Below are 18,699 nucleotides of genomic sequence, written 5' to 3'. Positions count from 1 at the left end.
AAAGCAGGCTGGATTGACGCGTATGGGTTTGCCAGCTTTTCGAGCTAGCAGAGTGGCCACCACGCGCCTCACGCCTCACATGAAAGGCAATGAGGCATGCATTTTTAGCATCAGCGATCGTCGGCGACCGCGGTTTAGTCACCGTCACGCGCTCCGTCGCATGGACGATGGCGGTGGCATGCCCAATGCGGGTCCGCATCCCAAGCTGTCCATCATCGGGCACGCCGACGCTCTGGCGTCATGGCAAGCCTCCAGGCAAGGGCTCCGCCACTAAACTCTGTTTCTGTTTCAACACGCCGGAGGGTGTTTCTGTTTCAATGCCACTGCCTGAAGGCACGCGATGGTAGTTTCAGTTTCAGAGAAGGCCGGTTGTACAGCAGCCGCCAACTTAGGACCAGGTGGCACTTGGTTCGACCAATCTATTGAAGTAGCGGCGGCTTCCGCGGCCGAGTTCAAAGGACAGGGATGATGGCTCCAGTTACACGTACAGGCAGACGCTCCAAAGGCGACCGCAAATTCGTCGGATTCCGCATCGCAACTCCCAAAGCGGATGCAATGGACCAGATTGCAAAGGCAGAGGGTTACCAGTATGTAAGCGACTGGCTGTCCGATTTGGTTGAGGAACGCCTGGCCAATACCAAGCTGCACGCAGTTCCCCAGCAGGAGGAGTTCCCGCTAGGGCGCTTAGCCTCATAACGAGGAAGGCCCGCACTAGGCGGGCCTTCGAAGCTAGTGATTTACATTCTGGATTGCTTCCCGGCGCTCAGATTGTAAATCGTGAAGGTTGATCCTTTCAGATCCACCTTTGTCTTGCTATGAAACCGGTCTTGGCGGGCCGGTCCTTTGTTGTCCCTCTGACAGGACCTCCTCGAAAGGATTGTTCTCATCGTACAACAGCACGCTCGCGTGCTGCCAGCAGGCAAACCTGCTGGCGTGTCCCGCGACCAGTCCTTGGCCTCCGAAGCCGCCCAGGCGTGGGCCGCGCTTGCGCCTCTTCTCGCAGGTCAACCCCGTATTCGACTGTCCCGAGACGGCGGTAGGACCTATCCCCAAAAGCACGAACGCGCGCTGACTGAGACGCTCCCCACTTTTCCTGCGGCGGTCCGGATCTTCGGAAAAGACGGCACCTGCTCGGCCATCTTCCTTGACTTCGACTCCTCTATTGCAGGAATCGACTGGGTAGAAGCGGATGTGAAGTCCCTCCAATCGTGGCTTCACAACTGTGGCGCCCGGTGGATTGAAGATCACTCCCCCAATGGTGGCCGGCACGTTTATATACCCCTGGAGACAAAGGTTTCCTTTTCCGAGGCCCGTGACGTTGTCGAGGCACTTGGCACGCGATACCGGACATTGGATAAATCACCACACCAAAACCTTCTCCACGGGTGCATGCGCACACCAGGATCACCCCATAAACGTGGCGGGCACCAAGAACTCGCCATGAGCCTCAGCATGGCGTACGACGTTGCCCGACGCCCAAACAAGGTTCAGGTCTGGGAAGCAATACGCCAAGACTTGAACGATGAAATCGCCAGCGTACGGGCCCTGAGACTGGAGCGGCCGTCATCCCCGGACAATGGAGATCCGGGAGCACCGCAGATGATCGGGCGGATGTCCAGGGCAATGCAGCAGATGGCGCTGTCGGGCCTTTACGACGCGAACCGGTACGCCTCCGACTCAGAAGCCCGTCAGGCTATCCTGACAGCCGCGGCCGCCGCAGGAATGAAACTCGTCGACGTACAACGACGGGTCCTCCAAGGTGTCTGGCCCGGGCTGGCATCGTTCTACGCGCGCTACACCTCCCATCACCGCCTCCCATCCTTGAAACGGGACTGGAACAACGCGGTCGACCACCTACGAAAAAACCAAGGCTCAAGGACAGAGAATAACAATGCCCGTAAATCCCCCACAAGCCGGCCAAATACACAGCCCCCACTAGGAACATCCACAGACTTAGATCCCGGCAGCGAGCACCGCTACTTGCGATCCTGGAGAAACGCCCTGCTATTGAGGGAGCCCGCCTACGCGAGCTCCCGCACTGGTCTGGCACGTCGGATGGTTCTAAGAGCTCTGGGAGCGGCTGCCCATATGACAGCATCCCGATTTGTTGAGTTCGGTGACCGCTCAATTGCCGTGGCGACAGGTCTGGATCATACGACCGTCGGCTCTCATTTGAGGGCTCTGCGTGCTGAGAGTGATCCGTTGGTGACGTTGGTAGAACGTGGCCGGGGAACCAAAGGTGACCTGTACATGTTGACGATCCCTGAAGGACTCCGTGCAGCAGCCGAGGATCTAACGTGGCGAAAAGGCAAGATTCACTCGCTCAGGCCGGTTTTCAGGGAGCTAGGCTTGCCCGCAGCGTTCGTCTACGAAGCGCTGGAGAGCACGCCAGGGCTCACAACGACGGAATTGGTCGTTCAGACAAAGCTGTCGAGAACTGCCGTGAGCGAAAGCCTCGAGGTCCTGGCAGCTTGGAACATGATTTCCAGGAACGGCGCCCGAGCCTGGATGATCGTTGCCACGACCTCTCTCCAAGAGCTTGCAGAATGCTTCGGTGTGGTGGACGCTGTAGCTGCCCAACTCCAGAGATATCGTATTGAACGAATCGTTTGGCGGGAGTGGCTCTCAAAGAACGTGAACACAGTCGCGGAGCTTCTCTCCCCCACGGACGATTACCCATGGGAAACCTTTGAAGGGCCACCAGATGAGTGGAGCCTAGCCGACATGGCCTTCACGAGAGCGACGTGACGCAGGCATCGGCTCCTGTTCAGGAAAACAAGACGGTAAAGCTGCTCGTACCCCAGTATTTTCGTGCCATAAGGGACGCCATATGTTCCATTGGAACGCATGCCATAATCGAAGCAGGATAGAAACGTAGGCCGGTCGGCAGAGCGGGTTGTCCCTTCCCTGGCGACCGGCCATGAAGCTAGTCGTTGAGATAGAGTCTGTAGACGGTGGAAACGAGCGCACTCCTAGACGGCGCATTGAACTCGACGACCTTCTCATCAAGCCAAGCAGTCTGATGCCCATCCAGTCGCACTTGGATCTGGATACCGGCTTCCCCGCGTCGGCGAGGCACCCGGCGGGGCATGCCTGACAGCGACGGAATAGTTTCAGGCCTGAACTCCTTAGCGATACTCGCTTCCGACACAGAGTCGAAGGCGTCCAGAAGAAGATCTGCGTATGTTGTTCGCTGTGAGTGCAAGGCTTCTTTCACGGTGGCTAGGAGATCCGGGGCCAGATATACGCCCACATTGCGCAGGGCGCCCAAAACGACCTCGGAGGCTTTGGTACCTGAACTTGACGAGACGTCCTTGCGTTGACTCGTCGAGGCCTGGCTTGTTTTGGATGCTGGTGCTTGGGTCCGGTTCAATCCTTCGATCGCACCGGCAGGATCCGTAGACATGAATTCCGAGGAAGGAGCGGTTGATTCGGCCTCGGACTCCGGGGCTAGTTCGGGAACTACCGAAATGCGCGTCGACTCCAGAGACCGGTCTGGAATTTCTGGCGGATCCGGAGCTTTCCGCCGCTTAGGGGCGAGGATTCCCTCGAGCTTCGCGCCGCGAGGTGCTGAGGGCGCGAATGCGCTTGCGAGGTTCGGCCGATTGCTGCTCATACGAGCTCCTCGCTTTCGATCGTGTTCAGTCGTGCCAGGATTTCGCCTGTCAGCTGCTCGAACTCTTCTGCCAGTCCCCCAGCATTACGGGAAAAGAAACCATCCGTGGGCTTCTCCCCCGCCCGGAGTGCCTTGAGGCGTTTCTTTTGAGCATCCGTAACTGCTCCCTCAAGTTCGTGGAAAAGTAACCCCTTACGCCTGGCGTCTGCACTTGCACTTTCAAGACTACGGATCCTTGTTTCGAATACTGGGGCTACTTCTCCAAGCATCTCAGCGAGGGTGTCTCTTACACTGCGCTCAAGTCTCATCGACCGTGGTCCGACGCCAAAGAGCACAATGCCGGCTAGCTGCAGCGCTGGGTTCCGGTCCCGCACGGCCATGAACCGCCGCGCGATACGTTCTACCCCGTCAATGCTGGCGTCATCTGACTTCGTTGGAATCACGACGGCGCTTGAAATGGCGAATGCGCCCTCGACCAACACCCTCTCCCCCGGTGGGGTGTCAATCAGGATAAGGTCATAATCGTCGGCCAACGGCGCCAACACTGCGTAGAGCATGTCACCGAAGTCGGCTGCGTCCGAGCGACTGGAACGGGAAACCATTAGACCCTGGATGTCTTCTAGTTCTTGACCACCCGGTATAACGTCGAGGTTCTCTCGGACGTTGTGAAGTACAAGTGGAGTGGTGCCTGCGATCAACGCTTGGAACAGCTCGCGTCCGTTCTGTCGCTCATATCCAAGGTCCCTGGCCAGATCTCCCTGCGGGTCCAGGTCCACCATTAGGACTCTTGAGCCTGCAAGCGCTACGTAGCCACCGACGTTGGCCGCGGTAGTAGTTTTGCCTACTCCCCCCTTGCCGTTGGCGAAAGAGATCACACGTTCAATTGCCCGTGCTCGATTCTGTGTCAAGTTTGCCGGTGCGTGTAGCGAAGATCGTGGCATTTGTTCTAACTCTCCTACTGGTCTGGCACTCTGCTTTCCACTCTATGGGTTACACCCTGTTGAGCAGGGCAGTGACACACGCGTTTTACCCAGTCTGTCGTTCTGTTGTTGCTCCTGCGATGTCAAAAGCTAGTAGCACTATCTTGCAACACATGATGCACTCCCTACTCGCACTCATTTTGTGCCATGTGGATTTACCAGCTTGTCGTGCAACTAAAGAATCCATTGATGAATCTATTTGGGTTTATGCTGTTTTGTCTGTGGGATGACATGCCGTAGAACCCGTTATAGGTTCATCTATAGATCACATTGCTCGCCGCATAGGTTGCTGGCTGATATTAACAATTTGTCTGGCTGCAAGTATTTAGGTGTGATGAGCAGCGATGGTTCCAATAGGGGTTATGGCAGTCGTTATGGCATGACTGCTCATGTACACCCGGATGGCCCGTCAGGCTACGTAGTCAGTAAGCCCGCTTCGGGTGCCAGGAAGAGAGGTCTGACTCCCTAGAGACGATCCAGATCAGTCGATAGGCAAGGCAGACCCCCGATTAGTCTGAACCTCCCTCAGACGCGAGGCGAGCATTCCCATAGTCTTTATGGCACGTGTTATGGCATAGCGGATCGGGGGCAGCTTTTCCATACCTGCCCATTAATTATTGGGTAGTGAAAGACAGCCGTCTTCTCTCTGTGGGGATCCAACTTGGACTCAGGGGTCCGTCTTTCCCCATCTGGCGTGAGCCGACTGCCGGGTGATTTCCAGAGTGGAAGCAATTGCGGACCAAGGAAGTCCCACGGCGCGACTCTTGCTCACAGCGTTGTCCAGCCTTGCTTTGGCCGTTCGAATAGACCTTTGGGCAGCCAGCAATTCATCGATGGCCGACGACGCTTCAGCGTGAGCCCGCCACTCCACCTTCATGGCATCTTCGACGGCGACCGGGGGAGTGGCGAATCCCAGGAATGGGACGTAGGCGCTGTGATCAGCCAGATTCGCTTCCGACCTGGTCGCGACTCTCGTCCAGAACCTGCCCTTCCACCCGCAATTGCAGGACGCCTGCCATCCAACAACATGGTCGTCATCGATAACTTCATGGTCGCGCTTTTCGGCGTCTCTTGGAAACCTTCCGGTGATGCCTGAAACGAGAAGGCCGGATTCTCCCACTTCATGGGACAGACGTCCGTCTGGCGCGACCATGGAGGCCGTACCCTCGTGGCGGCCATCGCCTAAGTCCCACCGCACTGCATGTTCTCCTCCTGTTGCTTGCCGTCAGGATATCCTGACAGCGACCCAAGTCTTCTCGGCGCAACGCGGGGGGACTGTTGTCTTGGAAATCTAAGGATTTATGAGGCATCAAGGGGAACGCGCAAAGATGTCCGGGATGCCAGGGTTCAAGCGGTCCGCCCGCGTCTCGTAAAGTTGCCTCACCAGGAAATGTCTTAGATGTGGTGATGTGGGGCTTTTTAAAAGCAAGATGAGCGGATGAGGTTGCTCGGGTACACACCAGAGCTCGGGTACACCAGAGTCAGTACAGCAGCCCAGGATGCGCATCTGCGGTTGGACTCACTCCTTTCCACTGGCGTGCAAAACCGCGGCATCTTTTCTGATGTGTGACACCGGGGAGCAAGGCCGCAGCTGAGCGGACCCGGGATGAAGAACCTGCTCGACTAGGCCGAGAGCGGGGACATCATTATGGCGTGGCGTGTGGACCGCTTGAGCCGTTCCCTGATGACGTGCTGAACACGGTTACTTTGCTGCGGGGCCGCAAAGGGCGCTTGCTAAACGGGATCAGAGGATTCGCATGAGGGTGCTGCAGGAGCCTGTTCACTGATAGCGAGTCGGTGTTCTTCTAGACGGGCAAGGGGGGATTAGTGGAGGTCGGGACCACCGGCCTCGACGATTTCGTTGATCACGCTGATCGCTTCGTCGGCGTCGTCTGCGACGACATCAGTGAATGATGGCGATGCTTCCCCGGTGTTTAGGTGCGGATATTTCTCAAGAAGGAAGCGCTTGCGGTACTCGTTGTTAGCAACATCAAGAATCGATTCCAAGGTTGCCCAGTTGAGTGTTATTCCAACGAAAACGCCCCAAGCCGGAACGACCTTTCCAAGTCCCTGCTTTGTAAGGCGTTTACCGAACGCGGTGGCGAACTGCTGGGAGACCTGGGACACAAGGGACTTATCCAAGACAGCCCACGTTTTCCCCCGGAAGAGCGCTTGGGTGAGTCGCGAAATATCGGACAACGCGGCGGTCTTTGCGCCGGCAGACATCGCGGTTCCGGCATTGACTACAGACATGACAAAAAGCTTCTCAGCTGGATCCTCGGGATCGTAGCCGTAAAGCAGTGATACCTCCCCAACGCAGCGGGAAGCGAGTCCAAGAACGACTGCGGCGTCGCCTAGGAAAGCACCAGCAATTACTGCACCGGAGGGAGCGGCTGAAGCACCTGCCGACGCGACGATGGTACCTTCGCCGCCTGAGATCAACACTCCTGCGACCCCTCCTGAGGCTGCGGCAATTATCGGATAGGCCCAATTCGCGCCCCGTCCACGGACCGCATCGAGATGCTCTAGATCGAGACGGCGAACGTCGGCGAGTGATTTGACGTCGTGCCCTCGCTTCTTGTGTTTCTTCACGACGCCACTGGGGGAGAGCCCTACCCGCGAGATCCGCCCCATCGTAGACCGCGCCGATCCAAAAACAGCGCCACCCCAATCGGATAGGCCGTTTGGAATGACATCGGCAGTCCGGCGGGCTCCGGACCCGATCGTGCGAACGCCTTTCGCGACCATCTGTTGTCCGCGTGAGACAGCGGACTGGGCGCTCGGGTGAGTCTCCAGGTATTCCGTTGCACGCTCGTTGAGCTTGGAAGCGCCGTTGGCTACTTGTTCACCGACGCTCCTCATTCCCCTGGACAGCGGCCGGCCCTTGAACAGTTGAATATTGTGCCAGGCATCGAGTTCGTAGGCCGAGGGTTCCGTCATGCCGCAAGCTTAGTGGTCAACCACAACAGGCTGATAAATGGTTCGGCAGGGATACCGCGGAGAGGCTTCCTGCGCGCACTGGAAATTTGGGAGGACCGAGAGAACACCCCTGACATGCACACGCCGTTCCGTTCAGGTTCGGACTTCATACGATTGCTTATGGGTGCGCAAACATTTGTTAGAGGCGGTGCCCTCGATGCGGCTCCTATTTGAGCCCCTGCTACGACCGAACTGGCAGCCTCCACGTCGTCTCGATGAAAACCGTGGCCATCTCCGTTAGACGACTGATACAGACTGAAAAGGGCGCGTCCAGACCCTGCAGGCGGCGGAGGCCAGCTCTTCGGAGCGGAGATGAATTGCGGATTCATCCCATTGCTCGGAAGCGGCCACCGGCTTGTTGAGCTGGAGGCTGGACTGCAGAGAGAACTCGGGGCGTTTGGCGTCCCAGCCGAAGTTGGAGACGCCCTGGTTGAACCTTGGGGTTACGAGGGTTAGGTTGCCGATCCGTTGAACAACTGAGCGGCGATGCTGCGCGGCGAGTTCCAGCTGTGCCGGATCGGATGCTTTTAGGGGCCAGTGTGTCTGCCAGGACTGCGGCATGATGTGCTCAATCTGTAATTTCTCGTAGTCGAACTCCGCCGGCTCGGTGCGGGGATTTTCGGTTTGCAGCTGGCGGTCGATGGCCCCGAGGATCACGCGAATTCTCTCTTGGGTAAATGAGTTGTAGAACCTGTTGGTGGCGAAGGCTACGGCGACCTCTTCGTCGGTGGGCCAGGCGAGGGCTCCTTGGGCGGAGCCCAAAGCGCCAATGACTGCCTGGGCCACATTTTGTCCTGCTCCCCTTGCCGCCCGAGCGGACTTGAGGAGCTCGACAAAAAAATTTCCGTAACCACGGGTATTCGCGCCAGTAATCATGCGGCGCATGACCCAGGACTCGACGGCCGCGACGGCGGCCTCGTGATCGGCCAATGGAAGGGTTTCGGGCGGCAATATCCTAAGCCACAGGAACAGCGGAACTGCCGTGAGGACCCGGATGCGCTCGATCCGAGAATAAGCCCGAGACAACACCGGGGACTCCGCCCGATCGGGGTTGTAGATCGTAATGTACGCGGACGCATAGTCGTTGAGTTCCTTCAGAACCGGCTCCGTCGCCCTGGGGTGGGTCGCCAAGTAGGAGCGGACCTGGGCGTAGAGATGCCCTACGCTTGCCTCCTGCCCAGATACCGCGGTGAGCCAGGCGGAGAGCAGGACATCCCGGCGCCCGCGGGCAGCGTGTCCGGTGCCTACCGTGGCCTTCCACCAAGGTTCGTCCAACGGAGCCCAGTACTGGTCGTAAAGCTGGTCGAGTTCCTTCTCGCCGCTGAGATCGCCCCGGAGGAAGAGGAGGTTCTTGACCAGGTCGGCGGCCGAGAGCGGTGTCTGGCGCCCATTGAGGACTTCAAAAATTACCTGTGCCTCGTCGTTTTCCTCCAGATCGATGACGACCAGCTTGAACAGTCCCAGAAAAGCGTCCACGATGGCGTCGAGCAGTTCAGTGTCGGGTTCGGCCTGTATCGCGAGGCGTGTCTGGTCCGCAAAGAATGCTCGGGCCTCCAAGTACAGGTGCCCTGATCCGGGCGGGATTTCATCTGCAACAACGGAGGGCCATACCTCACGGTCCTTGCGCCGGGGCCAGAGCTTGTATCGGTCGAGGGGTTCGATGGCAACGTCGGCAGGATTTTGGATCAGCCGGCGTACCTGGGGCGCACGCTGCGATCCCGTTTCCAGCAGGACATCCAGAATTCCGCGGGCCAGCAACTGCAAGGTTGTCAGCCGCTGCTGCCCGTCGATGACTGCTCTCTGATCCACGCCCCCCGTGGATGAGGGCAACTGGTCGCAAACGATGGCCCCAAGGAAATGAGGGGTGACCTTCTGGTCCGCGCGCGCCCTTGGCTCATTGAGGGCGTCCGCCTGCGCCCTGGCTTTCTGCAGCCTTTCCGCCGCTGACAGCAGGTCCTCATAGAGCAGCTTCCATTGCCCCTCAAGGGTCCACTCGTAGTCCCGTTGAAAGGTTGGAATGACATATCTCCGGTCAAAACCAAGAACGGACTTAAGCGCCAAAGTGTCAGCCTGCAATGTTCCTCCAACGTCTAACGGAAAAGTATTCCTTCTTCAATTACCTTATTCCGTTGTGTGTGATTTCCTTTGGTTCGCCTATGTCTCATAACCAGCGAAAGGACGGCTACTGCAGGAGCGGAACATGCGGGACGGGATGGGGATCATGAGCGGGGGTGGATCTTAAAGCGAGAACTTCAGGAGCCTTCCGTTCGATCCAGAAGACGGGCGACTCCTCTCGGATGACTTCGATTGGACTCTGCCATCGAAGCCAGTTGATGACGATAAAGCGCGTTCGACCGTGGTGCAGCGGCATCCGCTGCAACGACTGTCTCATAGGGAGGAGGAGCACTTGGATGGCCACCCGCACCACTTTGACGGGACTGCTCGGACACAGACGCCCGCGGTGGGTGTCCCTTGAAGATATTGGGTGCGGCGTGTCTCCTCAAGGTGTCTCATCGGGGATTCCCGGCTCAGCATCCTATCGACGTTTGATGAGACTCGCTGGACCTAAGTAACTCGGCCCTTGGTCATCGCCTCAGTGCGGGCATGTTAAGCCCGCTCTGCCGCGTAGGTTCGCCCCATCTCGGCAGCGCAGCATGACCACGGCCAGTTGCGCCATCGGACGGTCCGGGTCGGAGTCGTCGTTGGGCAGCGGATCGGCCAAAGTCCGCACACCTATCCCACGCTCTTTGAACTCGCGAATGAGGTTAGTGTGTTCGCGGACCGTTCGGCCCAGTCGGTCCAAGGGTATGGCCGCACTCACGTCGCCTGATCTTTACGCTTTGAAGGTCGGACCTGCCCTCCTGGCGCCAACAGACCGCAAAAGAACGCCATCAAAAGGGAACGCAATCAAGAGGACACACTCACGACGCATGTAGCCCGCACTCGATTGCTGGTTCGTCTAATCCACCCCGCGTTGCGTAACCTGTGAGCAGCCGCCAGCTAATTGAAAGAGGCGGCACGATACACGGCGTAAGGGGAGTAATGGCGGATCTTTTCGGTCGTAACCGAGTTAAGGAACTCGCAGAGGCCATAGAGACGTCGGATATCGCCGACAGGATCGAGGTCTTGAAGAGGTGGCATCATGATCTTCACTTCGGAACGCTCTTGCGGGACAAAGAGACCAGCCGTGAGCAGCAGTACAACCAGGACATTTTCAAGTCGGTCCTAGGCTACGTCGAGAAGCCTGCAACGCCTTACACTCTTGTACCCAAACATTCAACGGACTATGGGCAGTATCCTGATCTTATTCTTGGAGAATTCGGAACAGGGGCCAAGTCTGAGGACATCGCGGCGGTAGTGGAGCTTAAGGGTGCCGGCGTGGACCTCGATCGGCCCCAACGGCGCGAAGGGAACCTGAGCCCTGTCCAGCAAGGATTCAAGTACAAGCCTCAGTACCGCAACTGCCCCTTCGTCATCGTCAGCAACTTCCGCGAGTTCCGGTTGTATAACGACAATCAGCGCGACTTTGAACGCTGGACTCTGGATGAACTCATTGATCCGACCGGGGACTACCTAAACTTCAAACGTTGGTATGTGCTGCTGTGCGCAGAAAATTTTGTAGGTTCCGGCGGGCCGTCGAAGACGGAAAAGCTTCTCAGTGAAATCAGGATCGAGCAGGAACGCATTGGGAAGCGATTCTACGACCAGTACAAGCAGATCAGACTCGATCTCCTTCGCGATCTGTACAAGAACAACTCCGTGATCCAGGAAAACATCGACCTAGGCATCGAGAAGGCACAGAAGCTCATTGACAGGGTTGTCTTCTGTTGTTTTGCGGAGGACAGGAATCTGCTGCCCGACAACACACTCGCCACCGTCCTCAGTTACTCGGACAGGGGCTTCAACAATCTTTGGGATGATTTACAGGCATTCTTCCGAGCGGTTGACAAAGGCAGTGCGAAGCTAGGGATTCCAAAGGGCTACAACGGTGGTCTATTCCGTGATGACCAAGTCTTGAATGGCTTGGAAATTAGCGATAAGGCCTTGCGAGGACTCCTTGCTATCAGCGGGTACAACTTCGCAGTTGATCTTAGTGTCACAATCCTTGGGCACATCTTTGAACAATCCATCACTGATCTGGAAGAAATCCGCAACAAGGTTGCGGTTAGCAAGAACCTCGACGGCATCGACATGTCTCGGCGGAAAAAGGACGGCATCTTCTACACACCCGACTACATCGTGTCGAACATCGTCGACGCCACGCTAGGCGAGTTCCTACGGGAGAACGAGGCTCGATGCGCCCAGGAAGCAGGGCTGCACGAGGACATCCTGGACAAGACGTATGCCCAGCGGGAGAGGAATGCCTACCTGGCCTACAGAGAATGCCTGAGCGCCGTGACCGTTGTCGATTGCGCGGCCGGTAGCGGCGCGTTCCTGGTTCACGTGTTCGACGTCCTGATGGCCGAACATCAGCGTGTTGGATTGATTCTCGGTGACCTGTTCTCGCAGACAGAATACGTAAACCACGTCCTGAAAAACAACATCTACGGCGTGGATCTCAATGAGGAATCTGTCGAAATAACGAAACTGAGCTTGTGGCTCAAGTCTGCGGCTCGCAACGAACGCCTAACATCGCTCGACGACAATATCAAAACGGGCAATAGCATTTTTTCCCATCCCCAAGTGGCGGGTGACAAGGCATTTGATTGGCAGGCGTCCTTCCCCAAAGTTTTCAAAGAGGGCGGATTTAATGTCGTCGTTTCCAATCCTCCTTATGGAGCGAAGCTAGCCAAGAACGAGATGGACTATCTCAAACTGAAGATCAAGCCTGAGGTTCTCAACGTCCGGCTCACTGACACGTACTTCGCCTTTTACGTCGTTGCCCTTGAGAAGCTACTCAGGACCGGCGGACTCCTGGGGTTCATTGCCCCCAATGCATGGTGTGTAACGCGGGATGCCGCACCCTTCCGTAAGTTCCTGCTGGCCACTGAATTCACGGTTGAATCCATTGCTCAACACCAAGAGAAGGTCTTCCCGGACGCGACGGTTGACACGAACACCGTTATAGTCAGGGCCGCCACTCCCGCTGCTCATCACCTTACGACGGTGTCTGTGAGGAATAGAACCGATGTCGTGTACGAGGCGGAACTGCGTCAGAGCGATCTCGCTGAGATGCCCGCAGTGAACGTTGAGATGACCGAATCCGACATCGCCCTCGTTAAGAAGATTCTCCGGAACTCGTCAGCCGTCGGGGGCCTTGTTGATGTCTACAACGGAACAAAACCGTATTGTTCCAACAAGGGAACGCCTCCGCAGTCGAAGGAGATCCTCGCCACGAAGCCCTACACCTCGACGCGAAGGGTGGATGAATCTTTTACCCCGTTGATTGGCGGGAGCTCCTTCCATCGATACCGCCTGCTGTGGAACAGTGATTCATGGATTAAGTACGGACCCTGCCTTGCGGAACCTAGGGATCCAAAGATATTCGAAGCTCCGGAAAAACTCATCTTCAGACAAACGGGCGATTCGATCATCGGAAGCTACATCACCAGCGGTTACATCATGAGGGATAATACGCACATAGTGCTTCCCAAGGACGATGTCGACGTAGACCTGAAGTTCCTCTTGGGGGTCCTCAACTCGAGATTGTCTAACTACTTCTATTGGACTCTAAATCCTGAAAAGGGCGAGGCTCTCGCTCAGATCAAGCTCTTCCACATTAAGGGTCTGCGGGTTCCAAATGTTGACCAAGCCTCTCGCCAGGTTCTATCGAAACACGTTACCCGGATGCTCGAAGTCCAAGCAGAGCACGTCAAGCTTCGGCAGCGCTTTGAGGCCCTGGTTAGGTCGCATTTTGGGTTGGATAAGTTCCCGGCGAAAGCGGGGCGATGGTGGGACCTCAGCCTCTCAGACGTCGTGCGGGCGATTAAGCCCAAGATGACTATTGGCGAGCGTGATGAATTACTGACCTTAATGGAGACATACGCCGATCGAGTTAGGGCTCAAGTCCAAGAAATCCAAAGCCTCGAAAACTCGATTGACAGCTCCGTATACAGCTTCTTTGGTCTAGATTCAGAGGAGATATCGATCATCGAATCAAGGATTGATTAGAACTCTCCCGTTCTGGCCCGACAGCCACGGAAGTGTTTGGGAAGGGAAGTCCCACATCAGGCGATTCTCTCACTCGCCCGACGCCCACTCAACGGCTTGTGGCTCCGCGACGGCACCGCTTACCCCCCGGTTCTAGCGATGTCCCGACCTCTGGTTGCTTGATCCGTAGAGGAACGAGGCGGCAGGTGCCGGTACAGAGTAGTGCGCGCCAGCCCTGTTTTCGTGACGATCTCCCGGATGGTGACTCCCTTATCACGAAGCATTGTGGCATGTTCGAGCTTGTCGGGATCCACTACGGAGGGTCTTCCGGTTCGTCGACCGTTGGCCGTAGCCACAGCGCGGGCATGAGCGGCCCGTTCTGCCGCGTAGGTCCGCTCCATCTCAGCGAAGAGCGCGAGCATGACCACGGCAAGCTGCGCCATCGGATTGTCTGGGTCCGAAGTATCGATTGGTAAGGGATCGGCTAGAGTCCGCACACCTATCCCACGCTCTTTGAGCTCGTGCATCATGTTCAGGGTGTCGCGGACTGTCCGGCCCAACCTGTCCAAGGTATGCACCACAATCACATCTCCTGCCCTTGCGTGGTCCAGGGCACCTTGAAGGCCGGGTCTGTTCCTGGTGGCTCCGGACTTCTTGTCGGCAAAGACCTTGGTGATGCCGGTAGCGGCCAAGGCGTCGAGCTGTCGGCCTAAGTCTTGCTTGGCCGTAGAGACCCTCGCATAGCCAATGTCCATGCTCGAACCGTACCGAAAGTCATCTCTGTGACCGTGGATTGTTGCGCTTGTTTTGGAATAACAAACGGCACATCAAAATTACGAGGTTTCTCGCGGGTGCTGAACTGATGGGGGAGTGTCCCGACTGAGTGTCCCGGTTCTAAGGAAATGGGACACCACGTCATCGAATACCTCTGTTCCAAAAGGTGTCCCTGTTGATGACCCTCGTCGAAACCGTCAGCCGCCCTTGGAGGTTCGATGAAGGACTTCCTTCGGGGGCTGCACTGGTCGGCTTCCGGGGGTCCGCGCGCAACTAGTGTGTGCCCCGATCCAGCTCGGTGTCTTGACAGTAATCCTGATCACTTGTTTAGATTGGGATCAAGTTCTGAACTTTTGTTTAGTTTCGGAGTCTGAGTAAGACATCGTCGTCTGCCGGATTCCACGCAGGAAAACAAATATTTCCTATCTATGCTGCTGCCCCCACAGCGAGAGGACGCAAAGTGTCTCAAATAGCCCCATCACAGAACAAAGAGGACGTTCCGGCAGTTCAAAATCTCAGGAAGAGCCTGGGCCGACTGGACATGATCTTCCTTACAGTTGCCGCAACTATCGGTATCGATACGATTGCCCAAATCGCTGGCCTCGGAGGGGCCCAGGCTTTCACCTGGGCCGTCGTCTTGGTAGTGACATTCATGTTCCCGTACGCCTTGGTCATGGCCGAACTGGGCAGCACGTTCTCGCAGGAGGGTGGCCCGTATGTATGGGTCCGGCTGGCTTTCGGCAAAGCTGCCGCGGCCATCTCCACAATGTTTTACTGGATCACGAATCCCGTGTGGCTTGGCGGTTCGCTGGCCTTCATTTCCGCCGCGACCTGGAGCACCTTCATCCAGCCGCTGCAGGAGGGAAGCTTCGGTGACTACCTGTTCAAGTTCATCTTCATCTGGGTAGCGATCTTCATATCAGTCATTAGCCTGCGACGGGGCAAGGTTCTGCTCAACATCGGTGCCATCGTCAAGGTCGGTTTGCTGGTGTTCTTCGTTATCTCGGTGGCCATCTACGCGTCCATCAACGGTATCCAGGGGTACGCTGCTGGCGACTTCTCACCGACGGTCCAAGGCTTCCTGGAAGTCACGCCCGTCCTGTTGTTTGCATTTGTCGGGTTCGAGGCGCAGAACGGTGCCGCAGAAGAAATGCGTAACCCGAAGAAGGATGTTCCCAAGTCCATCGCCGTTTCAGCGGTCGTCTCAGCGCTGTGCTACCTCGTTCCGATCTTCGCGATCCTGGCGGTACTGCCCGAGTCCGAAATCACTGGCGCCGGGGGACTCCTGGACGCCATGGGTACGGTCTTCAGCGTCTACGGCGATGCCGCGCCTGCGATGATCGCCGTCGCAGCCTTGTTGTTCATCTTCGTGGTTCTCACCCAGGGAGCTGCATGGATGATCGCCTCGGATCGTGTGCAGGCTTCGGCAGCTGCCGATGGTGCGTTTCCGCGATACTTCGGAGTCTTCAACGCCCGTTTCGGGACACCGGTGCGGGTGAACATCCTCTCCGGGATCGTCGCCACCGTCTTCATGGTGTGCGCGTCCATCTTCCTGCAATCCGATGGTGGTTCAGCCTTCGCTGTTGTCCTGGGCATCGCGGTTACGACACTGTTGATCAGCTACCTGTGGATTTTCCCCACTATTATCCGTCTCCGCAAGGTTCAGTCTGAGGTCAAGCGACCCTACCGTGTTCCCGGTGGAAAGCGTGGACTGTGGTTCTGCACCATCCTCATTACGGCGTGGGTGGTGTTGGGTACCTGGTCTGCGGTCTTCCCCGGAACGATCCAGATGGCTTTGGGCTTGCCGTATGACTTCGAGGAAACCTGGAGCATGTCTCAGCTCGAGTTTGAAGTCTTCACTCTCGGCACACTCGCCGTAATTTCCCTTATCGCTATCGGCGGCTATCTGATGGCCCGCAACCGTCCTCGTGACTAGTCTCTGCCCAACGTTCTATTCGTTTCATCATTGCTTGAAAGGCTCTTCCCATGATTTCCCTTACCGACCTGCGCGGCATCGAGTTCACCAACGACCTGCTTCCACGTGCCGACGTAGATATTGAAAGCACCGTAGACGCGGTCCGCCCCCTGCTCGAAGAAGTCCGGACCGGCGGACTAGAGGCCCTGCTCAATCTCTCTGAACGGTTGGACGGAGTCCGCCCGCCGACACTGCGCGTTCCTAAGCACGTTATCGAGGCGGCCGAAGCCGCGCTGGACGAGGGTGTTCGGGCGGCGCTGCTGGAATCAATCAAGCGAGCACGGGTTGTGCATGAGGACCAGATCCGCCGTGATCACAGCACGGCGGTGGCCCCTAATGCCGTCATCACTGAGCGTTGGTTCCCGGTGGACCGGGTCGGCCTTTATGTTCCCGGAGGCCGTGCTGTTTACCCCAGTTCGGTGGTCATGAACGTAGTGCCCGCCCAGGCAGCGGGGGTGCCCTCCATCGCCATCGCGTCCCCGCCCCAGAAGGAATTCGGTGGATACCCCCACCCGTCAATTCTTGCTGCTGCGGCATTGCTGGGTGTGGAGGAGGTCTATGCGGTCGGCGGGGCGCAGGCAATCGCAATGTTCGCCTACGGCGCCGCGGCAACTGCTGATGAAGCTGCCGTCAAACCCGTGGACCTGGTCACAGGCCCCGGCAACATTTGGGTCGCGACCGCCAAAAGACTGCTTAAAGGCCGTATCGGCATCGATGCTGAAGCCGGCCCCACCGAAGTGATGATCGTTGCCGACGGAGAGGCTAACCCCAGTTGGGTCGCTGCGGACCTTATCAGTCAGGCAGAGCACGATGTCTTAGCAGCCGCGGTCCTGGTCACCGACAGCGACTCCCTGGCACGAGAGGTCGTCGCCGAACTACTGACCCAAGTTCCAGAAGCAAAGCACTCTGAACGCATCAAAGAAGCACTGGCCGGACAGCAGTCAGGAATTCTTCTGGTGGAGAACCTGGACAAGGCCGTGGAGGTAGCCAACAGCTACGCCGCTGAACACTTGGAAATCCAGACCGCCGACCCGCAAAGCGTTGCGGCTCAGATCCGCAACGCCGGGGCCGTCTTCGTCGGCGGCCACGCGCCTGTCTCCTTGGGCGATTACTGTGCAGGATCCAACCATGTCCTTCCCACCGGCGGAACCGGCAGGCACTCCAGCGGGCTTTCGGTGCAGAGCTTCCTGCGGGGCATCCACTTCATCGAGTACACACGCGAAGCTCTGAACGAAGTCGCCGGGCACGTGAAGCTCCTCTCCGAGACCGAAAATCTCCCGGCCCACGGGCGTGCTGTGACCATCCGCGAAGAACGCCCGACGCGTACGGCACAGCAGGATACGCAAGAAGCCATCTTGCAGTGACCGCTCCCGCCACAGTAAGGGGAAGTTCCCACTACAGCAATCTGAGAAGATGACACACGTGACCAGCTCATCCAGAGGAACCAAGGCTCGACTATCGCTGATCGGCGCTGCCGGAAGAGTCGTCAGCGAAAAAGGCCTGGGAGGGGTGCGCATCCGGGATATCGCAGCCGAAGCGGGGGTTTCCCCTGCGGCGGTTCTGTATCACTACCCCGAAACTGATGCATTGATGCTCGACGTTCACCGTGCAGCCGTGGACGAGTACGTCGAGGCCCGCAGGGCTGAGCAGCAACGAAGCTTTGACCCGCGTCACCGGCTGGTCTCAGCAGTCATTGCCGGGGTGCCCCCTTACACCGATCCAGGGGTCATCAAGCAGCTCTACGAAATGCACGGCCTGGCAAGACGGAGTTCCGAACATGCCGAGCTGATGTCATCGCTATGGCGACGCGAACACTCCCAGTACGTCCAAGTCATCGAAGACGGCATCAGGCTCGGATACTTCGCACCCACCCGCAAACCGGCCGAAGTGGCTCGAATGTTGCTGTCGATGGAAGACGGCCTGGTCTTGCACCTGGTCAGTGAGAACAAGCACCTCAACCCTGACAAGGTAATTGACACCTTCATTCATTTTGCTGAGGATATCCTCCACTGCAGCGGCCTGGTGCGGCTGTCCCGACGCCTCATCAAAGACCGGGCAGACGCCGAGCACGAGGACGCATAGAGATCCGCTGTGGGGCCCGGTGATTCAACATTCCCCGGGCCCATCGGCATACTGAGGCGGCGTCTTACCCGGCGGCTTGATGCCTCCGAGTAAGAGCGCGACTACGCGCTTCCGTTGTTGTACGAGATTGCAGACGCCAAGACTCTGGGGACCTTGAGTGGCCTCATCCGTGCCAAAAATTCTGAACTGACCCTACATTCTCC

Annotated in this window: 12 protein-coding genes; 5 read left to right on the top strand and 7 right to left on the bottom strand. The window is 57.5% G+C overall.

The window, feature by feature from the left end; translation table 11 throughout:
* Positions 1–906: 906 nt before the first annotated feature.
* Positions 907–2,748: a MarR family transcriptional regulator gene (locus IEY62_RS20555; protein ID WP_407671507.1), complete on the top strand. Its 1,842-nt coding sequence runs from the start codon at positions 907–909 to the stop codon at positions 2,746–2,748.
* Between the two features lie 178 nt (positions 2,749–2,926).
* Here the strand turns inward: IEY62_RS20555 and IEY62_RS20550 are convergent, their stop codons facing one another.
* The 6 genes from IEY62_RS20550 to IEY62_RS20525 all read right to left on the bottom strand — a co-directional run bounded on the left by IEY62_RS20550 (position 2,927) and on the right by IEY62_RS20525 (position 10,396).
* Complete coding sequence (locus tag IEY62_RS20550; protein ID WP_189021263.1) at positions 2,927–3,616, bottom strand: hypothetical protein; 690 nt, start codon at positions 3,614–3,616, stop codon at positions 2,927–2,929.
* Complete coding sequence (locus tag IEY62_RS20545) at positions 3,613–4,491, bottom strand: ParA family protein (protein ID WP_165450224.1); 879 nt, start codon at positions 4,489–4,491, stop codon at positions 3,613–3,615. The genes IEY62_RS20550 and IEY62_RS20545 overlap by 4 nt, the downstream gene beginning before the upstream one ends.
* A gap of 772 nt (positions 4,492–5,263) precedes the next feature.
* Entirely contained in the window at positions 5,264–5,794 is a 531-nt protein-coding gene (locus IEY62_RS20540) for a hypothetical protein (RefSeq protein WP_189021261.1), read from the bottom strand.
* 626 nt (positions 5,795–6,420) lie between these two features.
* The gene (locus IEY62_RS20535) at positions 6,421–7,536 is read right to left on the bottom strand and encodes an EcsC family protein (protein WP_229785485.1); all 1,116 of its coding nucleotides are present in this window, start codon (positions 7,534–7,536) and stop codon (positions 6,421–6,423) included.
* A 276-nt stretch (positions 7,537–7,812) separates the two neighbouring features.
* Positions 7,813–9,651 (bottom strand): DUF262 domain-containing protein, encoded by a 1,839-nt coding sequence (locus tag IEY62_RS20530; RefSeq protein ID WP_189021260.1) that lies wholly within the window; start codon positions 9,649–9,651, stop codon positions 7,813–7,815.
* 517 nt (positions 9,652–10,168) lie between these two features.
* A complete protein-coding gene (locus IEY62_RS20525) occupies positions 10,169–10,396 on the bottom strand; it encodes a recombinase family protein (RefSeq protein WP_229785484.1) in 228 nt (75 codons plus the stop codon).
* 221 nt (positions 10,397–10,617) lie between these two features.
* On the opposite strand from IEY62_RS20525, the gene IEY62_RS20520 reads away from it, so the two are divergent.
* Positions 10,618–13,686 (top strand): Eco57I restriction-modification methylase domain-containing protein, encoded by a 3,069-nt coding sequence (locus tag IEY62_RS20520; RefSeq protein ID WP_189021259.1) that lies wholly within the window; start codon positions 10,618–10,620, stop codon positions 13,684–13,686.
* A gap of 119 nt (positions 13,687–13,805) precedes the next feature.
* Here IEY62_RS20520 and IEY62_RS20515 read toward each other — a convergent pair whose 3' ends face one another.
* Entirely contained in the window at positions 13,806–14,420 is a 615-nt protein-coding gene (locus tag IEY62_RS20515) for a recombinase family protein (protein ID WP_189021258.1), read from the bottom strand.
* 479 nt (positions 14,421–14,899) lie between these two features.
* On the opposite strand from IEY62_RS20515, the gene IEY62_RS20510 reads away from it, so the two are divergent.
* The 3 genes from IEY62_RS20510 to IEY62_RS20500 are packed head-to-tail and all read left to right on the top strand — an operon-like array spanning position 14,900 to position 18,496.
* The gene (locus IEY62_RS20510; protein WP_229785483.1) at positions 14,900–16,375 is read left to right on the top strand and encodes an APC family permease; all 1,476 of its coding nucleotides are present in this window, start codon (positions 14,900–14,902) and stop codon (positions 16,373–16,375) included.
* Between the two features lie 50 nt (positions 16,376–16,425).
* A complete protein-coding gene (gene hisD, locus IEY62_RS20505) occupies positions 16,426–17,778 on the top strand; it encodes a histidinol dehydrogenase (protein ID WP_189021257.1) in 1,353 nt (450 codons plus the stop codon).
* Positions 17,779–17,836: 58 nt separating this feature from the next.
* On the top strand, positions 17,837–18,496 hold the full coding sequence (locus IEY62_RS20500) for a TetR/AcrR family transcriptional regulator (protein ID WP_189021256.1): 660 nt from the start codon (positions 17,837–17,839) through the stop codon (positions 18,494–18,496).
* Positions 18,497–18,699: the final 203 nt, after the last annotated feature.

The sequence above is a fragment of the Paenarthrobacter histidinolovorans genome (genome assembly GCF_014647595.1).
In the GTDB taxonomy this organism is placed as follows: domain Bacteria; phylum Actinomycetota; class Actinomycetes; order Actinomycetales; family Micrococcaceae; genus Arthrobacter; species Arthrobacter histidinolovorans.
Note: the sequence above shows the minus strand (reverse complement) of the source record. Positions and strands in the feature narration are given on the sequence as shown.

What these genes read in the sequence shown, in the direction of transcription:
- IEY62_RS20550 (WP_189021263.1), bottom strand. Translation starts at nt 3,616, where the DNA reads ATGAGCAGCAATCGGCCGAACCTCGCAAGCGCATTCGCGCCCTCAGCA.
- IEY62_RS20535 (WP_229785485.1), bottom strand. Translation starts at nt 7,536, where the DNA reads ATGACGGAACCCTCGGCCTACGAACTCGATGCCTGGCACAATATTCAA.
- IEY62_RS20520 (WP_189021259.1), top strand. Translation starts at nt 10,618, where the DNA reads ATGGCGGATCTTTTCGGTCGTAACCGAGTTAAGGAACTCGCAGAGGCC.
- IEY62_RS20515 (WP_189021258.1), bottom strand. Translation starts at nt 14,420, where the DNA reads ATGGACATTGGCTATGCGAGGGTCTCTACGGCCAAGCAAGACTTAGGC.
- hisD (WP_189021257.1), top strand. Translation starts at nt 16,426, where the DNA reads ATGATTTCCCTTACCGACCTGCGCGGCATCGAGTTCACCAACGACCTG.